Here is a 24,889-nt window from a genome sequence, read left to right as displayed (position 1 = left end):
GGCCACCCATGAGCACCTTCCACGACCGCCGGCAAGCTCGCGCCAATGCCGCTGTCGACATTCTCCCGCCGGAAGAGGTCAAGGGAAAAGTCATCCATTTCAGGCGTCCGACCGAGGTCGTCGATGCACATTTCGTCCCCGTGCGAGATCGCTCGACTGAACGATCGACGGTCCACGCCTTCCGCCAGGGCCGGCCCGTCGCTGCCGCCGTGCCGGCCGTTCGCAAGACGCTCTTCGGCGTAATCACCGAGAGAGCCGAGACAAGGCTCTTGCGGTTGCCGCACGAAGCCTTCATGGCGACGGTCGCCGTTGCCGTCGTTGCGGTGTTCATGATCTTCGGCGGATTTTCGCTGATCCCGCGCGGCAAACCGGCCGTGCCCGCCGCGCCGATCGACATCACCCATGTGACGATGACGCCGCAGGATGCCAATGGCATGCGCGTGCTGCTGATCAACGGCATCGTCGAGAACCGCACCGGAAATCGGCTGTCCATGCCGGCGATCCGCGCCGAGTTCATGTCCGGCGATACGGTGGTCGCAAGCACGCTGATTTCGACCTCCGCCTCGCAGATCGGCGGCGGGGAAAGCTACGGATTTTCGGCCCGCGTACCCCATCCCGGTGGAAAACTGCCGGATTTGCGCCTGTCATTGGTCCAGCGCGGCGTCTAGCTGCTTTCGTACATAACGCCTGGTGTGCTATCGCCCTCTTCTTTGACAGACACGCAGGAGAGCCTCATGCCCGTCGTGCGCGGCAAACAGATCGACCCGTTATTCACTGCCGAACAGATCGCCGAACGCAACCGAACCATCGCAGCCGAAATCGCGACCGGCCCGGTGAAGGACCTGCTGGTGATCGCGATCCTGAAGGGCTCCTTCATCTTTGCGGCCGATCTGCTGCGGGCGCTGCATGACACGGGCCTTGCTCCGGAAGTCGAGTTCATCACCTTGTCGAGCTACGGCACCGGCACGGTGTCGCAGGGTGTGCGCATCGTCAAGGACATCGACAGCGACGTGCATGGCCGCGACGTACTCTTGATCGACGATATCCTCGAATCCGGCCGGACGCTGAAATTCGCCAAGGAACTGCTCTACGAACGTGGCGCCCGCAATGTTACGATCGCCGTGCTGCTCGACAAAAGCGTCAAGCGCAAGGAAGAGCTGGAGGCCGATTATGTCGGTTTCGAATGCCCCGATTATTTCGTCGTCGGATACGGCATGGACGCCGCCTACGCCTTTCGCGAGCTGCCGTTCGTCGGCGTCGTCAAGGGCGACGCATGACGGGTCGGTTCTGCGAGGTGAAGCAGGAAATCGCATCGTGATGGTCGCAGGGCGTTAACCATCCGAGACCGCGAGGGGGGCGGCGTTTACTCCTCGAAAAGGAAAGTCTGGTCATTTGCTCCCGAAATGAAACACAGGGAGCGATGATCGCTATGGCCAGAATCCTGATTACCGAAGACGAGGAATCTCTTCGCCGCTTCGTTGCACGGGCACTGCGCCTCGACGGCCACGAGACCTTTGAAGCCGGTGACGGTGCCGAAGGGCTGGAAAGGCTCGACGAAGGATCGTACGACCTGCTTCTCTCCGATATCCGCATGCCGGTCATGGACGGGATAGAACTCGCCCACCAGGCATCCGCCCGTTTTCCTCAGATGAAGATCCTGCTGATGACCGGTTATGCCGAACAGCGCGAACGCGCCGACGATCTGGCCTCCAAGATCGTCGATGTCGTGCCGAAGCCGTTCGCGCTTCCGGATATCCGCAAGGCGGTTGCCATGGCGCTTGCGGGTGTCGCCAGCCGGGCTGCTTGAGGGTTGTTGTCGGTGGGGTGGTTGATTGCCGTTGTCAGCGAGGTCGCTGACCCCCCACCAACAAAATGTGGCACTTAGCCTTCGGTTAAGACGCTGATTTTGTAACCTCTTCCACAAAGGGAGAGGCGGAACGCCGAACTTGCGTCCCCGGCATCTCTCCCCTTGTGGGAGAGAAAGCGATTTGAACATTTTAGCCAAAGGCTAAGTGTTAGAAAACGCAAGTGAGGGGATCAACCGCCCCCACCAATCACCTGATTTCCAGCAACCGCTCCAGATACTGCCGCTCGGCATCACCCGACAGCGCGCCGCCGAGTTTATTGCGGATGGCGTCGAGGATTTCTCTGGCACGCTGGACGTCAATCTCGTCCGGCACTTTCACCTGATCGCCGAAATCCGGGCCTGAGGTGGAGCGCGGCCGTCCGAGCGGATCGCGTCCGTTCTGGCCGCCCTGATTGGCCATGCCTTCGCCCTCGCCATTCTGCTGACCCTGCTGGCCCTGACCCTGTTGCCCCTGCATGGCCTGCATCATCTGCTGCATCATGTTCTGGGCACCCTGCCGCAATGCATTGAGCGCGTTGCCCTGGCCCTGCACAGCCTGTTCGCCCTGGCCTTCGCCCAGCGCCTGGCCGGCGCCACCCATCTCGCGCTGGGCCTGACCGAAACCTTCGCCGGGCTGCATGCCGAGATCCTTGAGGCCTTTCTGCAGTTCGCCGAGCTTCTTGCCGAGACCTTCCTGCTGGGCACGAAGGTTTTTCAGCGCCTCGCGCAGCTGTTCGGCGGTCATCTGATCGGTGTTCTGCTGCCGTCCGCCCTGGCCCTGCTGACCCTGTTGCCCTTGCTGCTCGCCGGGCTTTTGCCCTTGTTGGCCCTGCTGGCCTTGCTGCGACTGCTGCTGGTCACCCTGGCCCTGATCGTCGGGATCGCCACGCTGCATGCGGTCGCGCAAAGCCTGGTCCAGCTTGAAGGTCTGGTCCATCAGCCGCTGCTGCTCCTGCATGATCTCGCCGAGCTTGTCGATCTGCTGGCGCATCTGGCTGTTCTGCTGCTGCTGTTGGCCCTGCTGGCCGCGCTGTGGCCGGCCGGCCTGCAGGTTGTTCATCATCCGCTGCAATTCGTTCAGCATCTGCTGTGCGGCATCGCGATTGCCGGAACGGGCCAGGTTTTCGATCTGGTCCATCATGTTCTGCAGGTCGCGCTGGCGGATGACATTCTGCGCCTGCATGTTCTGCTGGCCGCGCGGTGCGTTCTGCATGCGCTGGGCCAGTTCTTTCATGTATTCCTGCATCGCATCGCGCATTTCCTGCATCAGGCGCGCAACTTCCTGGTCATTCGCGCCGTTCTGCAGCGCTTCCGAGAGGTTGCGCTGGGCATCGCGCAGGCGGCGTTCGGCCAGCGACAGATCGCCATCCTCGATGCCAAGGGCGATTTCCCAGAGATAATCGGCAGTCTGCTTCAGCTGTTCGTCGCCTTTGGCGAGTTTCATCCGCTCCAGCGCCGAGCGGATCAGCAGGAAGTGGCTGAGGTTCGGAATGGTCTCGTCGGCGCGGATGGCCAGCGCCTCGTTGAACGCAATGGCCTTGGGCATCTGGCGGGTGTCGAGCGCAAAAATCTGGCGTTGTTCGGCAACGGCTGCTGCCAGCGGTTCTGAGAATCCGCGTCCGGGCAGGATCATCTCGTGGGCTGGGCTGCGGCCGGTCTGGCCGGCGCCGTCGGTTGCCACAAGCGTGATGCGGACACGCTTGCCGGCCAGCGGATGTTCGATCAGGCTGCGGCTGGTCAGGCCCTTGACCTCCTGGCCTCTGTTCTGGCGCGGAAGATCCAGCCGGTATTCCGGCAGCGGATAAAGTGGTGTCGCTGCGGGATCCTGTGGGCCGGCAGGCTCGATCAGGGCATGGGCTTCGCGGATGCCGTAATCGTCCTTGGCCTTGAAGCCAATTTCCAGCGCGCCGTTGACTGAGCGCTTCGGCTGGCCCTCGAAGGCAATCTCGGGGGCGCGGTCGGGAATGACGTTGAAGGTCCAGCTCTGGCCGTTGACGGAGAGTGCGCCGCTCTCGCCGATCGCCATCGCATAGGTGCGCGGCGGTACTGACTGGCCGCCACCCTGTGCCGTCTGGATGACGGGCGGGCTTGCCGGAGGCTGGGACGCAGAAGGCTGGCCGGCAGGAGCCTGACCTGACACAGATTGGGATGCGGCTTCGGTCGCCTTTTTCGCCGCCGCCTTGGCCTCTTCGGTCTCGAGCCTTGCCGCCTTGCCGGCGGCTGCGGTCGTATAAACGACGGCTTCTTCGCCCTCACCGCCGGTGACGCGCACGGTCAGCGCCGAATTCTGCGGGATCGAGACGGGGCCGGTACTGGCCTGCGCCTGCTGGCCGGTCAGGAAGACCGGAGCCCGGCCGGTATAGGAGGGCGGTGTCAGCCAGGCGTCGATCCTGAGATCGGGATTGATGCTGGCTGCTGGTCTTGCCGGTTCAAAGGCATCACCAAGCGTGCCGCCGCCATTGGAGAAGGAATAGGCGAGCGCCACGGTGAACAGCAGCGCCGGGATCGCGCGCAGCGCATAACGGTCATGACGGGCGATATCGGGCTGCGGCAGGCCGGTGTCGAGGGCGGCGATCCGCTCGGCCATGCGGATCTGGTGTTCCTTCCACAGCGCGCGCGAGAACGGGGTCTCGAAGGCCGGTTCGTCTTCCTGCACGCCGACCGGCTGGTGCGGAAGATTGTTGCGATCTTCGAGCAGCCGGTCGCCTTCACCGGCGCTCGGCCAGCGCAGGCGGGCGAGCGGATAAAGGGTGAAAACGAGGCCAAGGGCGAAAGCCGCAAGCAGGATCCAGCGCAGCCAATCCGGCGAAAGGCGGAAAATGCCGAACCAGGAGGCGGCGAAGAACAGGGCAATGATGCCGACAGGCGCAAGTGCGATCGGCAGAAGACGTTCGAAGAACAGGACGGTCCGCGCGAAGGAACGCTTCAGGGCCACACGGCGGGCAAGCGCCGGATGCGTTTCGAAAGCACCTTTGCGGGTTAAGCTCATGCGGTCCGTCTCCACTTGTGGCGGCGCAAATCAAGCTCATAGAATAGCGATGTTTGTGGCGAAGACGAGGGCAGGCGGCTGCCCGCCCCCAATTTTTAGGCATATTCCCGCAAAAGTGAAGGTCGCTCTATGCGGGAAACGCAGGGTTAACCCAGCCAGGCCGGCACGGAATCCAGCCCGATAAGCTCGTCATAGCTGCCGCGCGGGCGGATGACGTGGAATTCCGATCCCTTGACCAGAACCTCCGGGACCAGAAGGCGGGAATTATAGGTTCCTGCCTGAACCGCACCATAGGCGCCGGCCGATGCAACCGCGATCAGGTCACCGGGCTTCGGTGCCGCCATCTCGCGGTCGAGCGCCAGATAGTCGCCGGTCTCGCAGACCGGGCCGACGACGTCGCCCTTGATGCGTGGTGCATCGGCGGCGGGCGCGATGACCGGGCGGATTGCGTGATAGGCTTCATAAAGCGTCGGGCGGATCAGGTCGTTCATCGCGCCGTCGACGATGACGAAGGTCTTTTCGCCGGCATCCTTCACGTAGATGACTTCGGTCACCAGAATGCCGGCATTGCCGACGATGAGGCGGCCCGGCTCGGTGACGATCTTGCAATTGAGCGACCGCAGCTGGCGCTTGACCGTCTCGGCATATGCGTCGGGCAGCGGCGGCGGGGTGTTGTCGTCCTTGTAAGGGATGCCGAGGCCGCCGCCGATATCGACATGGTCGATGCGGTGACCGTCACCGCGCAGCGTGTCGACCAGTTCGCGCAGCAGGCGGAAAGCGTGTTCGAACGGTTCCAGTTCGGTGATCTGGCTGCCGATATGCATGTCGATGCCGGTGACGTCGATGCCGGGCATGGTGGCCGCATGGGCGTAGACATCGCGGGCGCGCTCATAGGCGATGCCGAACTTGTTTTCCTTCTTGCCGGTCGAGATCTTGGCATGGGTGCCGGCATCGACATCCGGGTTGATGCGGAAGGAGACGTGTGCCTTCTTGCCGGCCTTGACGGCACGCAGGTTCAGGACTTCCAGTTCCGGCTCGGATTCGACGTTGAAGCAATAGATGCCGGCGGAAAGCGCCAGATCCATTTCGGTAACCGTCTTGCCGACGCCGGAGAACATGATGCGGCTTGCCGGAATGCCGGCGGCAATCGCGCGGCGCAGTTCGCCGCCAGACACGACATCGACGCCGGCGCCAAGCCGACCGAGCGTCTTCAGCACGGCCTGGTTGGAATTGGCCTTCATCGCGTAACAGACCATCGCGTCGACATCGGAAAACGCCGCGGCAAACACCTTGTAATGGCGCTCCAGCGTCGCCGTCGAATAGACGTAGAAGGGGGTGCCGACCGCCTTGGCGATGTCCGGAATGGCGACGTTTTCGGCGTGCAGCACGCCGTCTATATACTGGAAATGGTTCACGTCAGGTCTCGGAAATTACAGGAGCTTGTCGAGGATGAAAGGACGATCCGCAACGGCGTCCTTTTTGCCTTCGTCCTTGGCGCTCTTGCGCATGTTCTGCTGCTCGACCGGCGTGCTCGGGCGGTCGAGGTCGCCCTTGCGGCCGCAACCGACGACAACAACGCCGGCAAGGCTCAGCGCAAGGGTGATGCGGGCAAATTTGACCAGCGACTTCGACATTATTCTCTCTTCTCCGGCACGGATGCTTAAAGGCGGCGGAACTTTCATAGCGAAGTTCCGCGCGCTTGTGCAGTGATTATTGCTGCATCTGGTCGCGTAGCCAGATGTGGTGGCTCAGTTCCTATTGCGCCAGTAGGCGATCTGCTTCCTGACCTCGGACGGTGCGGTTCCGCCAAAACTCTGGCGGCTGGCGACGGAGGCGTCGACGGTCAGAACGTCGAAGACATTTTGCGTGATCGCCGGGTTGATTGCCTGCAGTTCTTCCAGCGACAGTTCGGAAAGGTCGCAGCCCTTCTTCTCGGCCAGTGCCACGGCATGGCCGGTGGCGTGATGGGCGTCGCGGAAGGGCAGGCCGGCTTCCCGCACCAGCCAGTCGGCCAGGTCGGTCGCCGTCGAATAACCGGAACCGGCGGCGGCGCGCATGCGGTCTGCGCGGATGGTCATGTCACGCATCATGCCGGTCATGGCGGCAATTGCCAATTCGAGGTTCTCGGCGCAGTCGAAGACCTGTTCCTTGTCTTCCTGCATGTCCTTGGAATAGGCGAGCGGCAGGCCCTTCATGATGGTGAGCAGCGCCACCAGCGAGCCGTTGATGCGGCCGGTCTTGGCGCGCACCAATTCGGCGGCATCCGGGTTCTTCTTCTGCGGCATGATCGAGGAGCCGGTCGAAAAGGCGTCCGACAGGCGAACGAAACCGAATTGCGGTGTTGACCACAGCACGATTTCTTCGGCAAGGCGCGACAGGTGCATGGCGCAGATCGCCGCGACCGAGAGGAATTCCAGCGCGAAATCGCGATCGGAGACGGTATCGATCGAGTTGCGGGTCGGTTCGCGGAAACCGAGGGCCTTGGCCGTCATGTGGCGGTCGATCGGGAAACCGGTGCCGGCAAGGGCTGCAGCACCGATGGGGCTTTCGTCGAGATGGTCGATCGCGTGGCGCACGCGGGCGCGGTCACGGCCGAACATTTCGACATAGGCCATGCAATGATGGCCGAAGGTGACCGGCTGGGCGGTCTGGAGATGGGTGAAACCGGGCATGACCGTTTCTGCATGTTCCTCGGCGCGGTCGAGGAAGGCTGCGATCAGGCCGGTCAGCATGGCTTCCGTCTTGATGAGCTCTTCCTTGACCCACAGGCGGAAATCGAGCGCCACCTGGTCGTTGCGCGAGCGGGCGGTGTGCAGGCGTCCGGCGGCAGGACCGATCAGGGTCGCCAGCCGTGCCTCGATATTCATGTGAATGTCTTCGAGCTTGCGGGAGAACTGGAACTCACCGCTTTCGATCTCTGACAGGATCGTGTTCAGACCTTCGACGATCTTGTCTTTATCTTCCCGCGAAATGATGGCTTTTTCCGCCAGCATGGTTGCATGGGCGATCGAACCGCGAATGTCCTGGGCGAAGAGCTTCTTGTCGAAACCGATCGAGGCATTTATCTCCTCCATGATCGCATCCGGCCCGGAAGCGAAACGTCCGCCCCACATCTGGTTGGAAGATGTCGCGTCCTTCGTATCGGCCATGAGCTAGCTAAGTCCTGGAGTAAGTGATGACGCCCAAAAGACCGCTTGGCCTTCCGTCCGCCCGATTGATCATGATTGCCGCCGTTGCAGGCATCCTTGCCGGCGCCGTGGCGGTATACGTGACGAGCATGGGGTCTGGCAATGGTTTGGGTGAGGGCTCGGGCAGCCTTCTGACATCCTCGTCCGGGCAATGCGACGGCGCTGTGGAACTGGCAAAGTCGGTTGCCGGGTTTTCCAGAGGCGAGGTGGCTGCCATGGTCGAAGGGCAACCTCCAAGGCCGATCGATCTGACCTTCAAGGGACCGGACGGCCGGGACATGACGACCGCCGATCTTGCCGGCAAGACCGTGCTTCTCAACCTGTGGGCCACCTGGTGTGTACCCTGTCGCGAAGAGATGCCGGCACTCAACGCCTTGCAGGCAACGATGGGCGGCAAAGACTTCGAAGTGGTTGCGGTCAACATCGATACCGGCAGCGACGAGAAGCCGAAAAACTTCTTTGAGGATTACAAGCTCGACAAACTCGGCTTTTATCGCGACAGTTCGATGGGGGTCTTCAATGCGGTGAAGAAGCAAGGGCTCGCCTTCGGTCTGCCGGCAACGCTGATCCTCGACAGGCAAGGGTGCCTGATCTCCTCGATGAATGGCCCGGCCGCCTGGGACAGTTCCGACGCAAAGGCGCTGATCAAGGCGGCAATCGGGTCCTGAACCGGTCATCCGGCCATTTGAGGCGCCAAACTGCGCGCGGCGGTTGAGCCTGCGCCGTATTGGCGGAATGGGGCTGCCACGCAGGGTTTTGGTCAGCCTGGCGCAAGCCCTGGTGGGTTTTTTCGAGCCGAAATTACTCCCGCCAGAAGCCGATTTATGAACCAACCGCTCCCTTTGCAGCCTGACGACCAGGCGGCATTCCTATCTGCCATTGCCCAGACCAGCACCCTGATGGGGGCCGGCCGTTATCGGGAAGCGATCGATCTTCTGCTGACAGTGCCCGATCAGGTGCGGCGTCATCCGGCCGCCTGCAACACGCTTGCATTCCTGATGCTGCGCAACGACCGGCCAAAAGATGCGGTGAAGTGGTTCGAGGTGTCATTGTCGAGCAATCCGGGCGATCCGCAGGTGATCAAGGGGCTGGGCCAGGCCTGTCATGCCAATGGCGAGTTTTCCCGGGCGCTTTCCTGCTACGATATGCTGCTTGCCTCGGGACAGGCAGACGAGGTCGATATCCGCTACAAGCGGGCCCTGCTTTTCATCGACATGCGGAAGCCTGATGTCGCGCTGGAGATCATCGACACGGTGATCGCGCTCGATCCTGCGCACGCTCTTGCTCATGCCAAACGTAGCGAGATCCTGCAGGGGCGCGGCGATCTGCAGGGCGCGATCCTTGCGGCGCATGGCAGCTGCGAGGCCAGGCCGGGCGATGCTGCGGGCTGGATCCGGCTTGGAACCCTGTTGCAGCAGGGAAACCAGAACGGCCAGGCGATCATTGCCTATGATCGCGGTCTGGCGATCGCGCCGAAAGATTTCCACGGGCTCTACAACAAGGCTCTGGCGTTGCGGGCGCTCGAGAGGCCGGGCGACGCACTCTATTTCGCGCAGAAGGCCCTGATGACGAATGGCGGCGATCAGGAAGCTCTGCTTCTCTGCGGCAGCCTGGAGCAGATGATCGGCAATATCGATGCGGCCAAGGCCTGTTTCCGCCAGGTGGCGGCGATGGGCGCCGTACGGCATTATCCTGCCATCGCACAACCGGCGAAATTCCGCGCGGTGATGCTGTTTTCGCCGGTCGGCGGCAATACGCCCTATGAGGATCTGATCAAGGACAGCGGCTTCGATGCCGACCTCTTCGTCATCATCCCCGGTTACAGCCATGATGCTGCGCAGGTTGAAAAACAAGCGGATATCGTCGTCAATCTCGTCGCTGAGCCCGACCGGGGGCTCGATACGATCGAGGCTTCCCGCGTGCTCGCCGACCGGTTGTCGCTGCCGGTGATCAATCATCCGGCGCTGATCGGCGGAACCAACCGGGAGGCAATCGCGCTGTTGCTGGCCGATTTGCCGGACGCGGTGATGCCGGTGACGAAGCTTGTGGTGCCGGCAGATCTCATCTCTGCGGTGCGTGGCGGCCAGATACCGGGCCTGCCGATCATCGTCAGGCAGAGCGGTTTTCATGGCGGCGAGATGATGGAACTCGTGTCGGATACGCAGGCTCTTGTCGGCTTTGCCGAAGAGGCCGGTGAGGGTGCGCTCTACCTGACCCATTATGTCGACTACAGCTCAGAGGACGGACATTTCCGCAAATACCGCTTCATCTTCGTCGGTGACGAGATCCTGCCCTATCACCTGGCGATCGGGGATGTGTGGAAGGTGCATCACGCGTCGACCCGGATGAGCGAATTCGAATGGATGCGGCGGGAGGAGGAAGACTTCCTCGATCACCCGGAGCGCTTTTTCGGCGACCGGCAGATGGCGGTGCTGGAGGAAATCCGCCGGCGCGTCGGTCTCGACTATTTCGGCATCGATTGCGGGCTCGATCGCGACGGCAATGTGGTGATTTTCGAAGTCAACGCAACGATGCTGATCCACCTTCATAACGACGGCTTCGAATACAAGGACCCACATGTTCATGTGATCAAGCGGGCCTTCGAGGCGATGCTTCAGGCGCGGGTGGATCAGAGCCGGGCGGCGTCCTGAGCACTTTCTGATCAGCGCGTCGGAACCGGAACCTCGCCGCGATAATCGTAGAAGCCGCGGCCGGATTTGCGGCCGAGCCATCCGGCCTCGACATATTTGACCAGAAGCGGGCAGGGGCGGTATTTGCTGTCGGCCAGGCCATCGTAGAGAACCTGCATGATCGACAGGCAGGTATCCAGCCCGATGAAATCGGCAAGCTGCAGCGGGCCCATCGGATGGTTGGCGCCGAGCCTCATCGCCGTGTCGATCGCATCCACGGAACCGACACCTTCGTAAAGCGTGTAGATCGCCTCGTTGATCATCGGCAAAAGAATACGGTTGACGATAAAGGCCGGAAAATCCTCCGACACGGTGACCGTCTTGTCGAGCGAGGCGACATAGTCCTTGGCGGCCCTGAATGTGGGCTCATCGGTGGCAATCCCGCGCACCAGTTCGACCAGCTTCATCACCGGAACCGGATTCATGAAGTGGATGCCCATGAAGCGCTCCGGGCGGTCGGTGGCCGAGGCGAGCCTGGTGATGGAGAGCGACGAGGTGTTGGTGGCGAGCAGGGCTTCGGGCTTCAGGACCGGACAGACATGGGCATAGATCTTGCGCTTGACGCTTTCGTCTTCGGTAGCGGCCTCGATGACGATGTCCATCGCCGCCAGATCGTTGACGTCGGCAGAGCCGGAGATTTTCGACAGGGCCTCGTTGCGCTCCTCATCGGAGAGCTTGCCGCCCGAGACCAGCCGGGAAAGGGTGCCGTTGATCGTTGCAAGCGCCGCCTGAACCCGGTCGGGGGCAAGATCGTAGATCTGCACCTTGTAGCCCGCGAGAGAGGATACATGCGCAATGCCGCAGCCCATCTGGCCCGCGCCGACGATGCCGATATTCTTCAAGGCCATAATATTTACCCCGCTCCCTGGCGTATCGACCTGAAACCGGAAGCGATTTCCGGAATTCCCGATGCGCAGACTTAAAAATTCTGCAGTGTTCTATCTGCGCCATTTATCATGCGCGGTGCTGCAGCAGGCCCGCGCTTTGCTTGCGCGCGCTCGTTATTTGAAAAAATGCCGGGCCGCGTATGGCGGTCCGGCATTTTTCTATTCGCCTGGCCATGATTTTGCCAGCTTTTTTCGCAGCTGCGAGACGAAGGGCGCTCTCAGAGCGCCTTTTCGAGCTTCGGCAGGATGTCGAACAGATCGCCGACGAGACCATAGTCGGCAACCTGGAAGATCGGTGCTTCCTCATCCTTGTTGATGGCGACGATGACCTTGGAATCCTTCATGCCGGCAAGGTGCTGGATGGCACCGGAAATGCCGACCGCGATATAGAGCTGCGGGGCGACGACCTTGCCGGTCTGGCCTACCTGCCAGTCATTCGGGGCGTAACCGGCATCGACGGCGGCGCGGGATGCACCGACGGCGGCACCCAGCTTGTCGGCGACCGGCAGGATGACTTCCTGGAATTTCTCCGAAGAGCCGAGTGCACGACCACCCGAGATGATGATCTTGGCGGACGTCAGTTCCGGACGTTCCGACGATGCGAGCGCATCCGAGACGAAGCTCGAAACGCCGGGATTGCCCGCAGCCGAGACCGGCTCGACGGCGGCTGAGCCACCTTCGGCGGTTGCCGCAAACGATGCCGTACGCACGGTGATGACCTTCTTAGCGTCACTCGACTGAACGGTCTGGATGGCATTGCCGGCATAGATCGGACGCTTGAACGTGTCGGCCGAGACGACTTCGATGATTTCCGACACCTGGGCAACGTCGAGCAAAGCGGCAACGCGTGGCAGGACATTCTTGGCCGAGGTGGTGGCCGGCGCGATGATGACATCATAGGACGCGCTGAGCGAGACGATCAGGGCGGCGAGCGGCTCGGCAAGGTTGTTGGCAAGGCTCGCATCGTCGGCGACGAGAACCTTGGCGACGCCCGAAAGCTTTGCAGCGGCTTCCGCTGAGGCCTTGGCGCCGGCGCCCGCGACCAGCACATGCACGTCGCCGCCGATCTGGGAGGCTGCGGTCAGTGCCTTGGCGGTCTGGTCGGAGAGGCCGGAAGCGTCGTTTTCTGCCAGAAGAAGAATGGTCATGGGTTTGGTCTCCTAATCTTCCGGTTTCAGATGATGCCAGCGGTCTTCAAGGCGCCTACCAGCTCCTCGACGCTTGCCACCTTGACGCCAGCCTTGCGGCCGCCGGGCTCTTCCGTCTTCAGCACTTTCAGGCGCGGTGCCGTGTCGACGCCGAAATCGACAGGCGACTTCTTGTCGAGCGGCTTCTTCTTCGCCTTCATGATGTTCGGCAGCGAGGCATAACGCGGCTCGTTGAGGCGCAGGTCGGTAGTGACGACGGCCGGAAGCTTGACCTCGATCGTCTGCGAGCCGCCGTCGACTTCGCGGGTCACGGTCGCCTTGTCGCCGGCGATCTCGATCTTCGATGCGAAAGTCGCCTGGGCAGAGCCGAGAAGCGCTGCCAGCATCTGGCCGGTCTGGTTCGAATCGTCATCGATCGCCTGCTTGCCGACGATGATCAGGCCGGGCTGTTCGGCGTCAACGACGCCCTTCAAAATCTTGGCGACGGCGAGCGGCTCGACCAGATCGTCGGTCTCGACGAGGATGGCGCGGTCGGCGCCCATGGCGAGTGCCGTGCGCAGCGTTTCTTCCGCCTTGGCCGGTCCGATCGACACGACCACCACTTCTTCCGCCTTGCCGGCTTCCTTCAGGCGAAGCGCCTCTTCGACGGAGATTTCATCGAACGGGTTCATCGACATCTTGACGTTGGCAAGCTCGACACCCGTACCATCCGGCTTGACCCGGATCTTAACGTTGTAATCGACGACGCGCTTAACAGGCACCAGGATCTTCATGGGGTCCTTCCTTGACTATTTCCGACGGCAAATTGCGACATTTGCCATCTCCTCATGTGTCAGTGGGCGACATGGATACGCATTTTTCACCCGATTACAACGCGGATTTGATGCGGGGGATTGCGCATTTGTCATATCGCTATTCGGCCTGCGGGGGCGCCGGCGGCGGCACTTGCGGGATGCCTGCCCTGTGATGCACTGCCCGCGGGGTGACGATATGCCTGTCGAACAGCGGAACGCCCGGACGCCGCATCACCAGCACGAGCAATGCGCCGGCGATGATGCCGCCGACATGGGCACCCCAGGACACCATGTCGTCGAGGTTCATCGCCAGCATGAGGAACTGCTGGCCGATCCAAAGGACGAGCGGAATGAAGGCGGGAAGCGGCAGCGGGATACGAAACAGGACGAGCACCCAGACCCGCACGCGCGGATGCAGCAGCAGATAGGCCGCTACAACGCCGGAGATCGCACCGGAGGCGCCGATCAGCGGCCCCTCCGACGATTGGGCGACAAGGCCGTGGAGTGCGGCACCGGCTGCAGCGCAGAGGAGGTAGAAGATCAGGAACCGCACATGGCCTAGTGCATCCTCGACATTGTCGCCGAACACCCAAAGGAACAGCATGTTGGGGGCGAGATGCCAGAAATCGATATGCAGGAAAGCGTAGGTGAGGAAGGTCAGGTCTTCCGGCACGAGGATAAGCGATGGATCAAGTACGGCATGGTCGAAGATCAGCGCCGGAATGAAGCCGAGCGCCAGCGACGCCCGTTCCGCATCGTCGGCCGGCGCCAATGTGGTGAACAGCCACATAGCCACGTTGAGAACGATCAGGCCGATCGTGACATATTGCACGCGGATATATTTCAGCTCGTTCGTGTCATGCAGTGGGACGAACACGGCTCTATCCTTACGGTTACTTCCTTCACCTTACATCCGAAGAAGACCCCTCCCAACCCTCCCCACAAGGGGAGGGCTTAACCTAGCCTCGCCGCTTACGCTCAATCGAGGCAAGAAGTTGCCGCAAGTCTTCTACCCTTTGTGGGGGAGATGGCCGGCAGGCCAGAGGGGGTGTTTTCAACGGTGCTTTCCCGGCACCCACAAGATATCCGCCTGCCCCCGGTCATTGGCAAAACGGGCGGCGACGAAGAGGAAATCGGAGAGGCGGTTGATGTATTTGAGTGCCGCAGCGCCGACGGCCTCATTGCGTGACAGTTCGACCATCAGCCGTTCGGCACGTCTGGCAATGGTTCTTGCCATATGCAGATGCGCCGCCGCGGCTGTGCCGCCGGGCAGGACGAAGGATTTCAGCGGGTCGAGTTCCGCGTTCAATGTGTCGATCTCGCGCTCCAGCCGGTCGGCCTGCGCCTCGATGATGCGCAGCGGTTCGTAACTCAGCTCCTCGCCGGTATCCGGCGTGGCGAGGTCCGAGCCGAGATCGAAGAGATCGTTCTGGATACGCACCAGCATGACATCCAGCTCGTCCACGCCTGCCGTATGAAGCCTTGCCATGCCGACAGCAGAATTGGTCTCGTCAACCGTGCCATAGGCCTCAACACGCAAGTCGAATTTTTCCCGGCGCGGGCCGGAGACGAGCCCGGTCGTGCCGTTATCGCCGGTGCGGGTGTAGATCTTGTTGAGCTTGACCAAATCTGTCTCCTCAGGTCGGGCGACCGCCGCCGGTGATCCAGAGCGTCAGCATGATGAGCACGATGGCGATTGCCTGGAGCATCACACGCAACTGCATCAGCTTGTTGGACCGGTTGGCATTGGTGCCCTTCAGCATGTTGAAAAGGCCGCGAATCAGGACGAGCACGACAAGACCCATCACGATCAGCGTGAGAATGGTGAAAAAACTCGACATGTCCTGCCTCCCGTCAGTTGTCAGTCGATACGGCGCATCAGCGTATAGAAGAGCTGCGCCGGAAGCAGCCGCTTCAACAGCGCACCCTGCTTGGCCGGTCTGGTTACCAGATAATGCGGCTTGGGACGAGGCGCGTTCAGGGCATGATCGAGAACATGATAGACGGCATCGGGGCCAAGCTTGTGGTGGCTCACCGGTCCGCGCCCGTCGAGGCGCTTCAGCTGGCGCTCGTATTCGGCCGCATGCGGGGAATTTTTGAGGTCGACATGTTCGTTGATCTTTGAAAGCGCATTGGCAGTGAAGCGGCTGTCGATCGGGCCGGGTTCGATCAGGCTCACGTCGATGCCGCTGCCGGCAAGCTCCATCCTCATCGTCAAGGTCAGGCCTTCGAGCGCGTATTTGGAGGCCGTATAGGCGCCACGATAGCGATAGGGCATCAGGCCGAGGATGGAGGAGCAGTTGACAATGCGGCCCCGGCCTTTGGCGCGCATCATCGGGATGATCTGGCGGGTGAGTTCATGCCAGCCGAACAGGTTGGTCTCGAACTGCTCGCGCAGCACATCGGTCGCAAGATCCTCGACCGCACCCGGCTGGCCGTAGGCGCCGTTGTTGAAGAGAGCATCGATCTGTCCGCCGGTGCGCGCGGCCACGGTTGCGACAAGTGCGTCGATCGTGTCGCGCCGGGTATAATCCATCAGCAGCGCCTCAATGCCGTCGGCTTCCAGCGCTGCGAGATCGTCTGCCTTGCGAACCGTTGCGAAAACCCGCCAGCCATCCCTCCTTAACGCTCTTGCGCAATAAGCGCCGATGCCGGAGGAACAGCCGGTGACGATGATCGTTCTTGCTGCAGTCATTGAGGGCAACTTCCAGGGTGCGCGTCTGTACAATTGGCAGTGTTCCTCCCATATTTCGCCTGAAGTCACAACGGAGTGTCCATTGACGGAGGAGATGCGCAAGCCGCGGTGGCACAGGCTGGCTTTCAAGGTGCTCTGGGATGCCTATTGGCATTTTACCGAGGATGACGGCTGGGCGATGGCGAGCCATGTGGCGTTGTCGGGGCTGCTTGCCCTGTTTCCCTTCCTGATCTTCGGGACCGCACTTGCCGGTTTTCTTGGCGCAGGCGGGTTTTCCGAAACCGCCATCCATCTGATGTTCGACGCATGGCCGGCCGATATCGCCAGCCCGATCGCCTCGGAAATTCAGCGGGTGATCGAGATGCCGCGCGGTGGACTTCTGACCGTCTCGGTTCTGGCCGCCGCCTATTTCGCCTCCAACGGGGTCGAGGCGCTGCGCATCTCGCTCAATCGTGCCTATCGGGTGACGGAAACGCGCGCCTGGTACAAGACGCGGCTTGCCAGCCTTGGGTACGTGATCGTCGCGGTGATCATCTTTGCCGTGATCAGCATCGTGCTTCTGGCCGTGCCGGTGGCGCAGCGCTATGCGGAAACCAAATTCCCCTGGCTGATGAGCGATCTCAATGCGGCAGCGAACTGGGGTCTGGTTGGTACCGGCCTGCTGCTTCTGATCGGGCTTCTGTTTTCCCACAAATGGCTGCCGGCCGGCCGGCGGCGGATCATCGACGTGTTGCCCGGCGTGGTGCTGACCATCGTCATCTGGACCCTGTTCGGTTTCGGCTTTGCCGCCTATCTGTCGACATTTGCCAATTACGCGGCCACCTATGCGGGGCTGGCGTCGATCATGATCGTGCTGGTGTTTCTCTATATGGTCGGCGTGATCTTCATGCTCGGCGCGGAGTTCAACGCGGCGATCCTGAAATACCGGGTCTATTCGGTGGTCAATCAGGTGCAGAAACAGCGGCGCAAGCAGCGGCGCGAGCGCTCAGAGGCCGAGCTGCAGGCCAATGAGGCCGCGAATATCAGAGACGAGAAGTCCCTCGTCACGCAGGGCGGCAATTCCGGTTGAGCCTTCGCTCTTCGACAGCTTGCGTCCATCGGTGCCGAGGATCAGACGGTGGTGGTGATAGACCGGCTCGGGCAGGTCGAGCAGAACCTGCAGCAGCCGGTGGATGGCAGTGCCGGCATAAAGATCGCTGCCGCGCATCACATGCGTCACACCCTGAAGCGCATCGTCGACCGTAACCGACAGATGGTAGCTGGATGGGGCATCGGAGCGCGACAGAACGACATCGCCCCAGACGGCCGGATCGGCTGCGACGGCCCGTGGTGACCCGTCACCGGTCTCCTGCCAGAAAAGCGGCGGCCCGATCAACGAAGCAGCCTTTTCGACATCCAGCCGCCAGGCATGTTTCAGTCCTTGAGCGATCAGCCGCTGCCGCTCGCTCTCGCTGCGTTCCCGGTCGTCGGCCGGATAAAGCGGCGAGCCGTCAGGATCGCGCGGCCAGTTCCCGCCTGCCGCCTCTTCACTGGCGACGCGGGTCTTCACCTCGCCGCGGGTGAGAAAGGCCGGGTAGACGACACCGATGTCCTGCAATTTTCGCAGCGCCTGCCGGTAGAGATCGAAATGCTCCGACTGGCGGCGGACCGGTTGTTCAAAGGTGAGGCCGAGCCAGGCGAGATCGCGATGGATCGCCGCCTCGAATTCAGCCGTGCAGCGGGCAAGGTCTATGTCTTCGATGCGCAGCAGCAGGCGGCCGCCCGTCTCATCAGCCATATCCCGGTTGAGAAACGCCGAGAGCGCGTGGCCGAGATGGAGAAGGCCATTCGGGCTTGGCGCGAAGCGGAATATCGGCTTATCAGGGTGAGGCGCGGGCATAGGGTCTTCTGCCATGCTTTCGGGCGGGCCGCCAATGGGGGAGTGACATCTTGACGATCATAAAGAGCGATGCGGACGTTGCCGAGGGCCTGCAGCACCTGCTGCGTCTCGACCCGCGCCTGGTGGCTATCGCCAAAATTGCCGGTCCGCTGCCGCTCAGGCTCGCCATGCCGGGCTTTGCAGGTCTGGCCTCGATCATCGTCTCCCAGGTGGTGTCGCGCGCCAGCGCCGAGGCGATCTGGCGCCGCATCGAAGCGGTCGGACCGGTGACGGCGGAGCATTATGCGGCGCTCGATCCGCACGTAATCGCCACGTTCGGCCTGTCGCGGGCCAAGGCGGTAACGCTCATGGGGCTGGCGCAGACGGTGACGCGCGGCGAGATCGATCTGGAAGACGTGTGCTTACTCGATGCCGGCGAGGCGATGGGCCGGCTGGTGGCACTGCCGGGGATCGGCCCGTGGACGGCGGAGGTCTATCTGATGTTCTGCGGCGGCCATCCGGATATCTTTCCGGCCGGCGACGTGGCGCTGAGGGCTGCGATTGCAACGGCGTTTCTTCTGGATGCGCGTCCGAGCGTACGGGAGGTTGCCGGGATCGCCGAACAATGGGCGCCGTTCCGGTCGGTCGCCGCCCGGCTTTTCTGGGCGCATTATGCCGCGACCATGCGCCGCGAAACCATCGCGATCGTTTAGGCCCGGCGATTTTCACGCAGCTTTGAAGGCGGTGATTCCCCTGTGCCACCGGGCTTCGCGACGGGTGTTGCGGGGTGAAGCATCCCGCTGCATTTATTGGGCTTCACAATCCTGTAACAACGGACCTAATATAGAAGAGATAGATGCCGAATCGGGTTGGAGCGTCACTTGACGATTGCAGTCTCCCCGCAGGCCTTGCCGGCGCTCGTGTTGAACGCTGACTACCGGCCGTTGAGTTACTATCCCTTGTCGTTGTGGTCCTGGCAGGACGCGATCAAGGCGGTCTTTCTTGACCGTGTGAACATCATCGCCGAATACGATCATTCGGTCTGCTCGCCCAGCTTTTCGATGAAGCTGCCGAGCGTGGTCAGCCTCAAGACCTATGTCCAGCCGACGCGAAATCCCGCCTTTACCCGCTTCAACGTGTTCCTGCGCGACAAGTTCGAGTGCCAGTATTGCGGTGCCGATGACGAATTGACCTTCGATCACGTCATCCCGCGGGCGCATGGCGGCGAGACGACCTGGGAAAATGTCGTGGCCGCGTGTTCGCCCTGCAATCTGAGGAAGGGCAGCAAGCTTCCCAAGCAGGCCCAGATGTTCCCGCACCAGAAACCCTATGCGCCGAGCGTTCAGGACCTGCACAACAATGGCAGGTCGTTTCCGCCGAACTATCTGCACGAAAGCTGGATGGACTATCTCTACTGGGATACCGAATTGCAGCCGTGATCAGGCCTTGAGGCCGTCAATAACGGCGGCAAAGTCTTTCCGCCGTCATACTCGGGCTTGTCCCGAGCATGTGCAAACTGCCGGTTTTATTTGACGTGCACAGATCCTCGGCACAAGGCCGAGGATAATCAAGCGAGTTTTTCAGGCCTTTTTCGCGCCGATAAAGGCGATCGCCGCCAGAAACACGCTGGCAACCACATTCCACCCGGCAAAGGAGAGGCCGAGGACCCGCAGCGATGCGTCTGCGCAGGACGGGCCGTGGACGGTGTTGAGATCGCCCAGCAGATTGCCGGCATTGCTGGTGATGGCGGAGCTGCCGCCGCAGGCCGTCGGGCCGGGCCAGAAACCCCATTCGACGCCGGAATGATAGATGCCCATGCCGGCACCGATCAGCATCATGATGCCGATGATGATCAGCAACAGGCGGATGACCCAGGTCGGCAGGCTCATGGTTGCCGCACCGACGGCGAGGATGCCGATCGGCACGCCGTAATAATACGGATCGCGTTCGAGCAGGCACAGCGCACAGGGAATGTAGCCGCCGATATGCTCGAAGCCGAGGGCGCTGCCGACGGTTGCTGCCATCGCAAGCGTGAGGAAAATCGCATAACCGAGCCCCTTGCGGGTCTGGGGGGTGGTAGCTGCCAGCGCCATGCGCCTCTCCTTGAATTTCGCCGTCGGTCGGGTTGTTCATATCCCGCCGAAGGGGCAGAATTTTGCCGAAGCTGTAGCAGAATTGGCCTTGCTGTAAACGGGCCCGGCCCCGCACGGAGCCTGCTTTGCCCGGCACATTGTCGTGATCGACAGTCGGCCGTCCGACATCCGGCCAGCCTTCATCGACACAGTGTTAGTCCGATGCCGGCCGGATAAAAACCCTTCGCATCGCGCCGCGTCATCGTGTCATGGGCAGTTCCGGCCTCGCAATTTGCGCCATGACATCCCATATACGCGCTATGGGCGAAGTTTGCCCGCCGGCCGTAAATACGGCGCAACTCCCGGAGAGACAATATGACCGACCATACAGGCGCAACCGCGCCACTAAATCCCGTTGTCGTCGCCAAGAAATACCGTATCAGCGTCGAGGATGCGAAGGCGATCATCGCGCAGCACGGCGACGACACAAAGGCGATCCACAAGGCGGCAAGGCGGCTTGCCGCATAAAAATCAACGATATCCGGCGTTGCCGGATGATGTTTCCGGTTGGGGGATTTCCCCCATCCGAAATTTCATGGCGGGCAGCACGGCGCGGCTGTCGTGAGCTCTCATGCGGGATTGATCCTCCGTCAGCGATGGCCAGTCATCGGTGTGCATGGTACAAGCGATAGTCGAGGTATTCTCCTCGTTACCATCGAGGGGTGGAAAATGATCGCAACAGCACACCAGCCGCCTGCTGTGTTCCGGGATATGCCTGTTTTCGCCGGGGGCCGGTTGATATTTTGGGCTCTTCAAGCTCATTTTCCCGTGACGACGAAATGGACCCGGCGGCAAGTCGCGGATTTTGCGGCAACCGCAAATCCGCACTCGGAGGCTTTGGATGGCAGTCGTTCTGCCAATCGGGCGGGCGAACGGTTCAGAACCGCGACCAGAACCGGCCGGCTCGGCTGATCCTCCAAAAATCGATGTCGCCATGTCTCAATGGCTGCGTTGCCGCATCGGTATTGCCACCTGTACGCCGGAATCACACCTGTTCGAAATGAAGATCATCAAACATATTCCAGTCTCGAGGCTTGCATGGCTTGGCTGATCAGCTGTGTCATCGTCGCGGCAGTGTTCATTTTCTCGCGAAAGGCCGGGGTTGCGGTGCTTGTCCTTCTCGCTGCAGTCTGGATCGGCCTTTGGCTGGTCACGGACCGGAAAATCAGGCAGCAGCCGACGGCAAAGTCGATTGCAGTCACCGCAAGTTCCGATCCGCAATCGTGCCCGGAAGCGGACAGGCCGGTCGCCGTCAGCCTCACCAACACTGCCGACGTGTCGCTGGAAAGCGTGTCATTCGGCTTGCTTGCCCGGGAACCGGGCGCAAGTGCCGTCATCTATCGGGCAACCCACACCGTCGCCAAGGCCATGGCGCCTGGCGAGAGGTTCGCGGCCTGTTACGGGCTGAACTACCTCTCGTTTGCCGATCGCACCATCCAGTATGACGCACGCCGGCTGGACTGGTCGGCCGAAGTCACGCTGACGCGATTTGCCGGCCATTGATTTCGCGACGACATGAGGCTCTGCAGCATGTCGGCAAGCCAAATGTGCTGGCTTGCTGCAGCAGACGGAAGATCAACTGATCGGAAACGTGCCAGGTCTTTGATTTTCCTGAAAATATCTGGTGCCCCGTGCCGGAATCGAACCAGCACTCCTCTCGGAACCTGATTTTGAGTCAGGCGCGTCTACCAATTCCGCCAACGGGGCACGGTAGATATGGAAGGCGCTCTAACATGCTCCGGCGAGGTCATGCAAGGTGCAACTCCCGCAAATGAGCAGCACCGTGTCGCTTGTCGTGATCGCCTTCCGGAATCGTCAGGGGGACACTGCAGGAGAGGGTGGCATTTTTAGAGGGCGGCCGGCTGGGTCAGGTGTCGCGACCGGCGAGATGCATGATCTTTTCGCGCAGGATGCGGGCGATGTTGCGGGTGTTGCGATAGAGATGCAGCTGGGCGGCCACCTGGCGGACGTCGCGGTCGCTGTTGCGCTTCAGGCCGATCACGAGGCTGCCCATTTCCTCGCGTTGTTCCCACAGCCTGCTCATGATCGGATGGTCGGCCACGGCGCAGCTGTCGGTGCGCAGGATATTGGCGTCATCGAGATGCCAGTTGGTCAGGTGCATGATCAGAAGCTTGCCCGGCGAATGCTGGCTGAAGCTTTCATCGTAGGCGGTCTTCCAGGTATAGGCCTCGCCGGCCATCAGGAAAACGATGATGGAGGCGATGGCGCGACCGTCGAGATTGACGGTGTGGATGCGCACCGCATCGACTTCGGCAAGATTGGTGATCGCCTCGCGGGCAAAGGCGGCACGGTAGCGGTCGTTGATCAGCGCCGAGCGCTTCTTGCCTTTCCAGCCCTTGGCTTCCAGCGCGAGGAACTCCTCCATCCGCAGCCGGACGTCTTCCGGCTGGCGCGCGACGTCATAGGTCAGTTCGCCGAGCTTGCCGAGATTGCGCCATTGACGGCGCATTTCGCGGACGTGATGCGATGACACCGCTTGCTTCAGGTAGCTGTCGCCGTCGAGGAAGCTTTCCAGCATCGGGCGGCGGAAGGTATCGGTGGTGGCGACCGGCAGGTCGCGGCCGATGGCGACGGCCTTTGCCAACTGGGCGAAGCGGCCGGTGACGCGAATATCCGGCAGGACAAGCACCGATGGCAACTTGGTTTCGGACGAGGCGAGGACCTCGAACAGATTGTCGATCGTTTCCGCCGCATCCTCGGCATCAAGGAGCGGGGTGCCGAGCGGGCCGAAGGGGTTGGCCCAAGTGCGGATGATCGAGGCGCCGACCGAAAAACCAGGTCGCTCCACGGTAAAGGGCATCAGCAGGCGCAGGCGGCTGCGAACCCCGTTATCGTCGCGAATAAGGGCGAACCGCACCTGCTTGTCCTCGACCCGCGGCATGGCGGGCGCAAGCAGGCGGGCGGAGAAGAAGATATTCGGTTCCATCGCCCGGTTGGAGAGGAATTCGAGCTCCTCCTGCAGGTCATATCCAAGGGTTGCCGGATATAAAGCCAGCTCGCGTCCCGATCGGCCGATGGCAAGGCGAAGATCGGCTTGCGGCAGCGACGGGCGATCCTGTTCGTCTGCTTCCATGGCGAACTCCGCTGCGTCCGTCTCACCGATCTTGTCGCCGAAGGGAGGGATCTGCATCGTCAGTGCCCTCTCAATGGCGTGGCCCGCGGGCGGGCAAACACGAAAAGCGTGATGCCGAGCGTGCGGCGGGCGGCAATGTGGAGCAGCAGGGTTTCGGTGATGACGGCGCCGGCGGCAGCGAAGGCTGCGCCAGTCAGGCCGAAAAGCGGGATCAGCACGGCGTAAAAGGCGATGGCGGCGGCAAGTGTTGCGGCATAGATGCCGACGCAGAGTTTCTGGTGGCCGGCCATGCTGAGCAATATCTCGGCCGGGCCGATCGATGCTTTCGTCAGAATGCCGGCAAACAGGATCGCCATCAACCAGTATCCTTCCGTAAAGGCCGGGCCGAACAGGGAGAGAAGCAGTTCGCCGGCTGCAAGCGTAGACAGGCCGACGGCCAGCGATGGCCAGAAGGTCCAGCGAGTCGCCTGTCCGGCGAATGCTGCCAGTGATGCCATGTCCTTCTGCGCCATGAAAGCGGAAAAGCGCGGGGCGGAGGCCGCCTTGATCGAGAAATAGACGAACTGCACCAGGACGATCGTTTTTGCGGCGGCGAAATAGACGCCGACCTGGTCGGGCGGCAGGTAGATGCCGACCACCACGACATCGGCATTGGTCAACAGGAAGCCGATGCCGTCGACCAGAAACAGCGGCAGGGAATATTTCATCCATGTGGCGAGCTGATAACGGCGCGGCGCGGCGTCGGACAGCGGCCTCAGGCGGATCACAAGCTGCAGGAGATGGACAAGCGTCGTCACATAAGTTGCGGCAAGGGCCGCGGCCATGGCCGTCGTCGCGTCACGCGGGGCGCCGGCAAGGGCTGCCGCCGTCATGAAGGCGAGGATGAGGATGGGCCTGGCTATAAATGTCGGCGCAAGGGCGGATATCGGCCAGTCGCGGGAGCGTGCCATGCCGTCGAGCACATCGCCGAGCGCAATCATCGGAATGATGAAGAGGGCAATACCGACCGGGACGATGTAATAGGGCGCGAGACTGTCGCCAAAGGCGGCGAGGAAGGACAAGCCGAGCGCTGCGACCAGGGTCGCCATTGCCAGCGCGACGAGGCAGGACGCGACGTTCAGCCCCCGCATCATCGGCGCATCGCCGGCGGCCAAATGCTGGTGATAGAAACGGATGATCGAGGTGTGGAAACCGAGGCAGGAGAGATTGCCGGTGAGGATGACGATCACCCAGACGAAGGCATAGATGCCGTAGTCAAATTCTCCCATGATGCGTGCAAGGACGATCTGAGAGAGGAAGGCGATGGCCGCGCTGGCGATGCGGATGGCAAAGGCCATCAGCGCCTGGCGCTGTGCCCGCGCCACTTCGCCGTGGTCGCTCAGCAGCGTGCCTGCCTTTGCGATCAGCGGTGCGAGCCGGGCGCGCAGGCCCGGCGGAAGCAGTTTTTCCGCTGTTTCGATGACCGCCATCAAGGGCACGCGATACTCGTTTTGCCACACACACAATGGCGGCAAACCTGACACGTCAGGGTTAAGAAACGGTTGGTGCCTTGCTTAGGCTTGTTGGCG

26 protein-coding genes and 1 tRNA gene are annotated in these 24,889 nt (G+C 61.8%); 11 read left to right on the top strand and 16 right to left on the bottom strand.

Features of this window, described 5'->3' with window-relative positions; translation table 11 throughout:
* Positions 1-8: 8 nt before the first annotated feature.
* From AC2GXZ_RS23665 to AC2GXZ_RS23655, 3 genes are all read left to right on the top strand, one after another.
* Positions 9-668: a hypothetical protein gene (locus AC2GXZ_RS23665; RefSeq protein ID WP_483761675.1), complete on the top strand. Its 660-nt coding sequence runs from the start codon at positions 9-11 to the stop codon at positions 666-668.
* Between the two features lie 66 nt (positions 669-734).
* Positions 735-1,277, top strand: a complete 543-nt coding sequence (gene hpt, locus AC2GXZ_RS23660; RefSeq protein ID WP_483761674.1) for a hypoxanthine phosphoribosyltransferase — start codon at positions 735-737, stop codon at positions 1,275-1,277.
* A 152-nt stretch (positions 1,278-1,429) separates the two neighbouring features.
* The gene (locus AC2GXZ_RS23655) at positions 1,430-1,807 is read left to right on the top strand and encodes a response regulator (protein WP_483761673.1); all 378 of its coding nucleotides are present in this window, start codon (positions 1,430-1,432) and stop codon (positions 1,805-1,807) included.
* A 247-nt stretch (positions 1,808-2,054) separates the two neighbouring features.
* On the opposite strand, the gene AC2GXZ_RS23650 is transcribed toward AC2GXZ_RS23655, so the two are convergent.
* The 4 genes from AC2GXZ_RS23650 to argH all read right to left on the bottom strand — a co-directional run bounded on the left by AC2GXZ_RS23650 (position 2,055) and on the right by argH (position 7,984).
* Positions 2,055-4,835, bottom strand: coding sequence for a TIGR02302 family protein (locus tag AC2GXZ_RS23650; RefSeq protein ID WP_483761672.1), 2,781 nt, complete (start codon positions 4,833-4,835; stop codon positions 2,055-2,057).
* A 146-nt stretch (positions 4,836-4,981) separates the two neighbouring features.
* Positions 4,982-6,250, bottom strand: a complete 1,269-nt coding sequence (gene lysA / locus AC2GXZ_RS23645; protein WP_483761671.1) for a diaminopimelate decarboxylase — start codon at positions 6,248-6,250, stop codon at positions 4,982-4,984.
* A gap of 15 nt (positions 6,251-6,265) precedes the next feature.
* Positions 6,266-6,469 (bottom strand): LPS translocon maturation chaperone LptM, encoded by a 204-nt coding sequence (gene lptM / locus AC2GXZ_RS23640; protein WP_483761670.1) that lies wholly within the window; start codon positions 6,467-6,469, stop codon positions 6,266-6,268.
* A gap of 114 nt (positions 6,470-6,583) precedes the next feature.
* Positions 6,584-7,984 carry an argininosuccinate lyase gene (gene argH / locus AC2GXZ_RS23635; protein ID WP_483761669.1) on the bottom strand — a complete coding sequence of 467 codons (1,401 nt, stop codon included), beginning with the start codon at positions 7,982-7,984 and terminating at the stop codon, positions 6,584-6,586.
* 26 nt (positions 7,985-8,010) lie between these two features.
* Here argH and tlpA point away from each other — a divergent pair, with 26 nt between their 5' ends.
* Together tlpA and AC2GXZ_RS23625 are read left to right on the top strand one after the other, a co-directional pair.
* A complete protein-coding gene (gene tlpA / locus AC2GXZ_RS23630; protein ID WP_483761668.1) occupies positions 8,011-8,691 on the top strand; it encodes a thiol:disulfide interchange protein TlpA in 681 nt (226 codons plus the stop codon).
* A 156-nt stretch (positions 8,692-8,847) separates the two neighbouring features.
* The gene (locus AC2GXZ_RS23625; protein ID WP_483761667.1) at positions 8,848-10,674 is read left to right on the top strand and encodes a tetratricopeptide repeat protein; all 1,827 of its coding nucleotides are present in this window, start codon (positions 8,848-8,850) and stop codon (positions 10,672-10,674) included.
* 11 nt (positions 10,675-10,685) lie between these two features.
* Here the strand turns inward: AC2GXZ_RS23625 and AC2GXZ_RS23620 are convergent, their stop codons facing one another.
* From AC2GXZ_RS23620 to AC2GXZ_RS23590, 7 genes are all read right to left on the bottom strand, one after another.
* Positions 10,686-11,561, bottom strand: a complete 876-nt coding sequence (locus AC2GXZ_RS23620; protein ID WP_483761666.1) for a 3-hydroxybutyryl-CoA dehydrogenase — start codon at positions 11,559-11,561, stop codon at positions 10,686-10,688.
* 257 nt (positions 11,562-11,818) lie between these two features.
* Positions 11,819-12,748 (bottom strand): electron transfer flavoprotein subunit alpha/FixB family protein, encoded by a 930-nt coding sequence (locus tag AC2GXZ_RS23615; protein ID WP_483761665.1) that lies wholly within the window; start codon positions 12,746-12,748, stop codon positions 11,819-11,821.
* Between the two features lie 26 nt (positions 12,749-12,774).
* Positions 12,775-13,521, bottom strand: a complete 747-nt coding sequence (locus AC2GXZ_RS23610) for an electron transfer flavoprotein subunit beta/FixA family protein (RefSeq protein ID WP_483761664.1) — start codon at positions 13,519-13,521, stop codon at positions 12,775-12,777.
* Positions 13,522-13,660: 139 nt separating this feature from the next.
* On the bottom strand, positions 13,661-14,419 hold the full coding sequence (locus tag AC2GXZ_RS23605; RefSeq protein WP_483761663.1) for a rhomboid family intramembrane serine protease: 759 nt from the start codon (positions 14,417-14,419) through the stop codon (positions 13,661-13,663).
* Between the two features lie 177 nt (positions 14,420-14,596).
* On the bottom strand, positions 14,597-15,169 hold the full coding sequence (locus tag AC2GXZ_RS23600; protein WP_483761662.1) for a cob(I)yrinic acid a,c-diamide adenosyltransferase: 573 nt from the start codon (positions 15,167-15,169) through the stop codon (positions 14,597-14,599).
* 10 nt (positions 15,170-15,179) lie between these two features.
* Positions 15,180-15,383, bottom strand: coding sequence for a twin transmembrane helix small protein (locus AC2GXZ_RS23595; protein ID WP_483761661.1), 204 nt, complete (start codon positions 15,381-15,383; stop codon positions 15,180-15,182).
* Positions 15,384-15,403: 20 nt separating this feature from the next.
* Positions 15,404-16,237 (bottom strand): SDR family oxidoreductase, encoded by an 834-nt coding sequence (locus AC2GXZ_RS23590; protein ID WP_483761660.1) that lies wholly within the window; start codon positions 16,235-16,237, stop codon positions 15,404-15,406.
* Positions 16,238-16,331: 94 nt separating this feature from the next.
* On the opposite strand from AC2GXZ_RS23590, the gene AC2GXZ_RS23585 reads away from it, so the two are divergent.
* Complete coding sequence (locus AC2GXZ_RS23585) at positions 16,332-17,306, top strand: YihY/virulence factor BrkB family protein (protein ID WP_483761967.1); 975 nt, start codon at positions 16,332-16,334, stop codon at positions 17,304-17,306.
* Here the strand turns inward: AC2GXZ_RS23585 and gluQRS are convergent.
* Positions 17,223-18,131, bottom strand: coding sequence for a tRNA glutamyl-Q(34) synthetase GluQRS (gene gluQRS / locus AC2GXZ_RS23580; RefSeq protein WP_483761659.1), 909 nt, complete (start codon positions 18,129-18,131; stop codon positions 17,223-17,225). The genes AC2GXZ_RS23585 and gluQRS overlap by 84 nt on opposite strands.
* A gap of 35 nt (positions 18,132-18,166) precedes the next feature.
* On the opposite strand from gluQRS, the gene AC2GXZ_RS23575 reads away from it, so the two are divergent.
* Together AC2GXZ_RS23575 and AC2GXZ_RS23570 are read left to right on the top strand one after the other, a co-directional pair.
* Positions 18,167-18,808, top strand: coding sequence for a DNA-3-methyladenine glycosylase family protein (locus AC2GXZ_RS23575; protein WP_483761658.1), 642 nt, complete (start codon positions 18,167-18,169; stop codon positions 18,806-18,808).
* A 168-nt stretch (positions 18,809-18,976) separates the two neighbouring features.
* Complete coding sequence (locus tag AC2GXZ_RS23570) at positions 18,977-19,534, top strand: HNH endonuclease (protein WP_483761657.1); 558 nt, start codon at positions 18,977-18,979, stop codon at positions 19,532-19,534.
* A gap of 141 nt (positions 19,535-19,675) precedes the next feature.
* Here AC2GXZ_RS23570 and AC2GXZ_RS23565 read toward each other — a convergent pair whose 3' ends face one another.
* Complete coding sequence (locus AC2GXZ_RS23565) at positions 19,676-20,188, bottom strand: disulfide bond formation protein B (protein ID WP_483761656.1); 513 nt, start codon at positions 20,186-20,188, stop codon at positions 19,676-19,678.
* 354 nt (positions 20,189-20,542) lie between these two features.
* Between AC2GXZ_RS23565 and AC2GXZ_RS23560 the strand changes: the two genes are divergently transcribed.
* The 3 genes from AC2GXZ_RS23560 (at position 20,543) to AC2GXZ_RS23550 (ending at position 21,730) form a co-directional block, all read left to right on the top strand.
* A complete protein-coding gene (locus AC2GXZ_RS23560; protein WP_483761655.1) occupies positions 20,543-20,695 on the top strand; it encodes a hypothetical protein in 153 nt (50 codons plus the stop codon).
* 373 nt (positions 20,696-21,068) lie between these two features.
* A complete protein-coding gene (locus tag AC2GXZ_RS23555; protein ID WP_483761654.1) occupies positions 21,069-21,278 on the top strand; it encodes a hypothetical protein in 210 nt (69 codons plus the stop codon).
* Positions 21,266-21,730, top strand: a complete 465-nt coding sequence (locus AC2GXZ_RS23550) for a hypothetical protein (RefSeq protein WP_483761653.1) — start codon at positions 21,266-21,268, stop codon at positions 21,728-21,730. The genes AC2GXZ_RS23555 and AC2GXZ_RS23550 overlap by 13 nt, the downstream gene beginning before the upstream one ends.
* Before the next feature lie 119 nt (positions 21,731-21,849).
* Here the strand turns inward: AC2GXZ_RS23550 and AC2GXZ_RS23545 are convergent.
* From AC2GXZ_RS23545 to AC2GXZ_RS23535, 3 genes are all read right to left on the bottom strand, one after another.
* Positions 21,850-21,934: transfer RNA gene (locus AC2GXZ_RS23545), tRNA-Leu, on the bottom strand.
* A gap of 160 nt (positions 21,935-22,094) precedes the next feature.
* Positions 22,095-23,321: a GNAT family N-acetyltransferase gene (locus AC2GXZ_RS23540; protein WP_483761966.1), complete on the bottom strand. Its 1,227-nt coding sequence runs from the start codon at positions 23,319-23,321 to the stop codon at positions 22,095-22,097.
* Positions 23,322-23,380: 59 nt separating this feature from the next.
* A complete protein-coding gene (locus AC2GXZ_RS23535) occupies positions 23,381-24,790 on the bottom strand; it encodes a lipopolysaccharide biosynthesis protein (protein ID WP_483761965.1) in 1,410 nt (469 codons plus the stop codon).
* Positions 24,791-24,889: the final 99 nt, after the last annotated feature.

It is taken from the genome of Aliirhizobium sp. YIM B11859, assembly GCF_057163345.1.
This window is presented reverse-complemented; position numbering and strand designations above follow the sequence as displayed.

Coding starts and splice junctions, on each gene's coding strand:
- AC2GXZ_RS23665 (WP_483761675.1), top strand. CDS start 9: ATGAGCACCTTCCACGACCGCCGGCAAGCTCGCGCCAATGCCGCTGTC.
- hpt (WP_483761674.1), top strand. CDS start 735: ATGCCCGTCGTGCGCGGCAAACAGATCGACCCGTTATTCACTGCCGAA.
- AC2GXZ_RS23655 (WP_483761673.1), top strand. CDS start 1,430: ATGGCCAGAATCCTGATTACCGAAGACGAGGAATCTCTTCGCCGCTTC.
- AC2GXZ_RS23650 (WP_483761672.1), bottom strand. CDS start 4,835: ATGAGCTTAACCCGCAAAGGTGCTTTCGAAACGCATCCGGCGCTTGCC.
- lptM (WP_483761670.1), bottom strand. CDS start 6,469: ATGTCGAAGTCGCTGGTCAAATTTGCCCGCATCACCCTTGCGCTGAGC.
- argH (WP_483761669.1), bottom strand. CDS start 7,984: ATGGCCGATACGAAGGACGCGACATCTTCCAACCAGATGTGGGGCGGA.
- tlpA (WP_483761668.1), top strand. CDS start 8,011: ATGACGCCCAAAAGACCGCTTGGCCTTCCGTCCGCCCGATTGATCATG.
- AC2GXZ_RS23625 (WP_483761667.1), top strand. CDS start 8,848: ATGAACCAACCGCTCCCTTTGCAGCCTGACGACCAGGCGGCATTCCTA.
- AC2GXZ_RS23620 (WP_483761666.1), bottom strand. CDS start 11,561: ATGGCCTTGAAGAATATCGGCATCGTCGGCGCGGGCCAGATGGGCTGC.
- AC2GXZ_RS23615 (WP_483761665.1), bottom strand. CDS start 12,748: ATGACCATTCTTCTTCTGGCAGAAAACGACGCTTCCGGCCTCTCCGAC.
- AC2GXZ_RS23610 (WP_483761664.1), bottom strand. CDS start 13,521: ATGAAGATCCTGGTGCCTGTTAAGCGCGTCGTCGATTACAACGTTAAG.
- AC2GXZ_RS23595 (WP_483761661.1), bottom strand. CDS start 15,383: ATGTCGAGTTTTTTCACCATTCTCACGCTGATCGTGATGGGTCTTGTC.
- AC2GXZ_RS23590 (WP_483761660.1), bottom strand. CDS start 16,237: ATGACTGCAGCAAGAACGATCATCGTCACCGGCTGTTCCTCCGGCATC.
- AC2GXZ_RS23585 (WP_483761967.1), top strand. CDS start 16,332: ATGCGCAAGCCGCGGTGGCACAGGCTGGCTTTCAAGGTGCTCTGGGAT.
- gluQRS (WP_483761659.1), bottom strand. CDS start 18,131: ATGGCAGAAGACCCTATGCCCGCGCCTCACCCTGATAAGCCGATATTC.
- AC2GXZ_RS23565 (WP_483761656.1), bottom strand. CDS start 20,188: ATGGCGCTGGCAGCTACCACCCCCCAGACCCGCAAGGGGCTCGGTTAT.
- AC2GXZ_RS23560 (WP_483761655.1), top strand. CDS start 20,543: ATGACCGACCATACAGGCGCAACCGCGCCACTAAATCCCGTTGTCGTC.
- AC2GXZ_RS23555 (WP_483761654.1), top strand. CDS start 21,069: ATGGCAGTCGTTCTGCCAATCGGGCGGGCGAACGGTTCAGAACCGCGA.
- AC2GXZ_RS23550 (WP_483761653.1), top strand. CDS start 21,266: ATGGCTTGGCTGATCAGCTGTGTCATCGTCGCGGCAGTGTTCATTTTC.
- AC2GXZ_RS23540 (WP_483761966.1), bottom strand. CDS start 23,321: ATGGAAGCAGACGAACAGGATCGCCCGTCGCTGCCGCAAGCCGATCTT.
- AC2GXZ_RS23535 (WP_483761965.1), bottom strand. CDS start 24,790: ATGGCGGTCATCGAAACAGCGGAAAAACTGCTTCCGCCGGGCCTGCGC.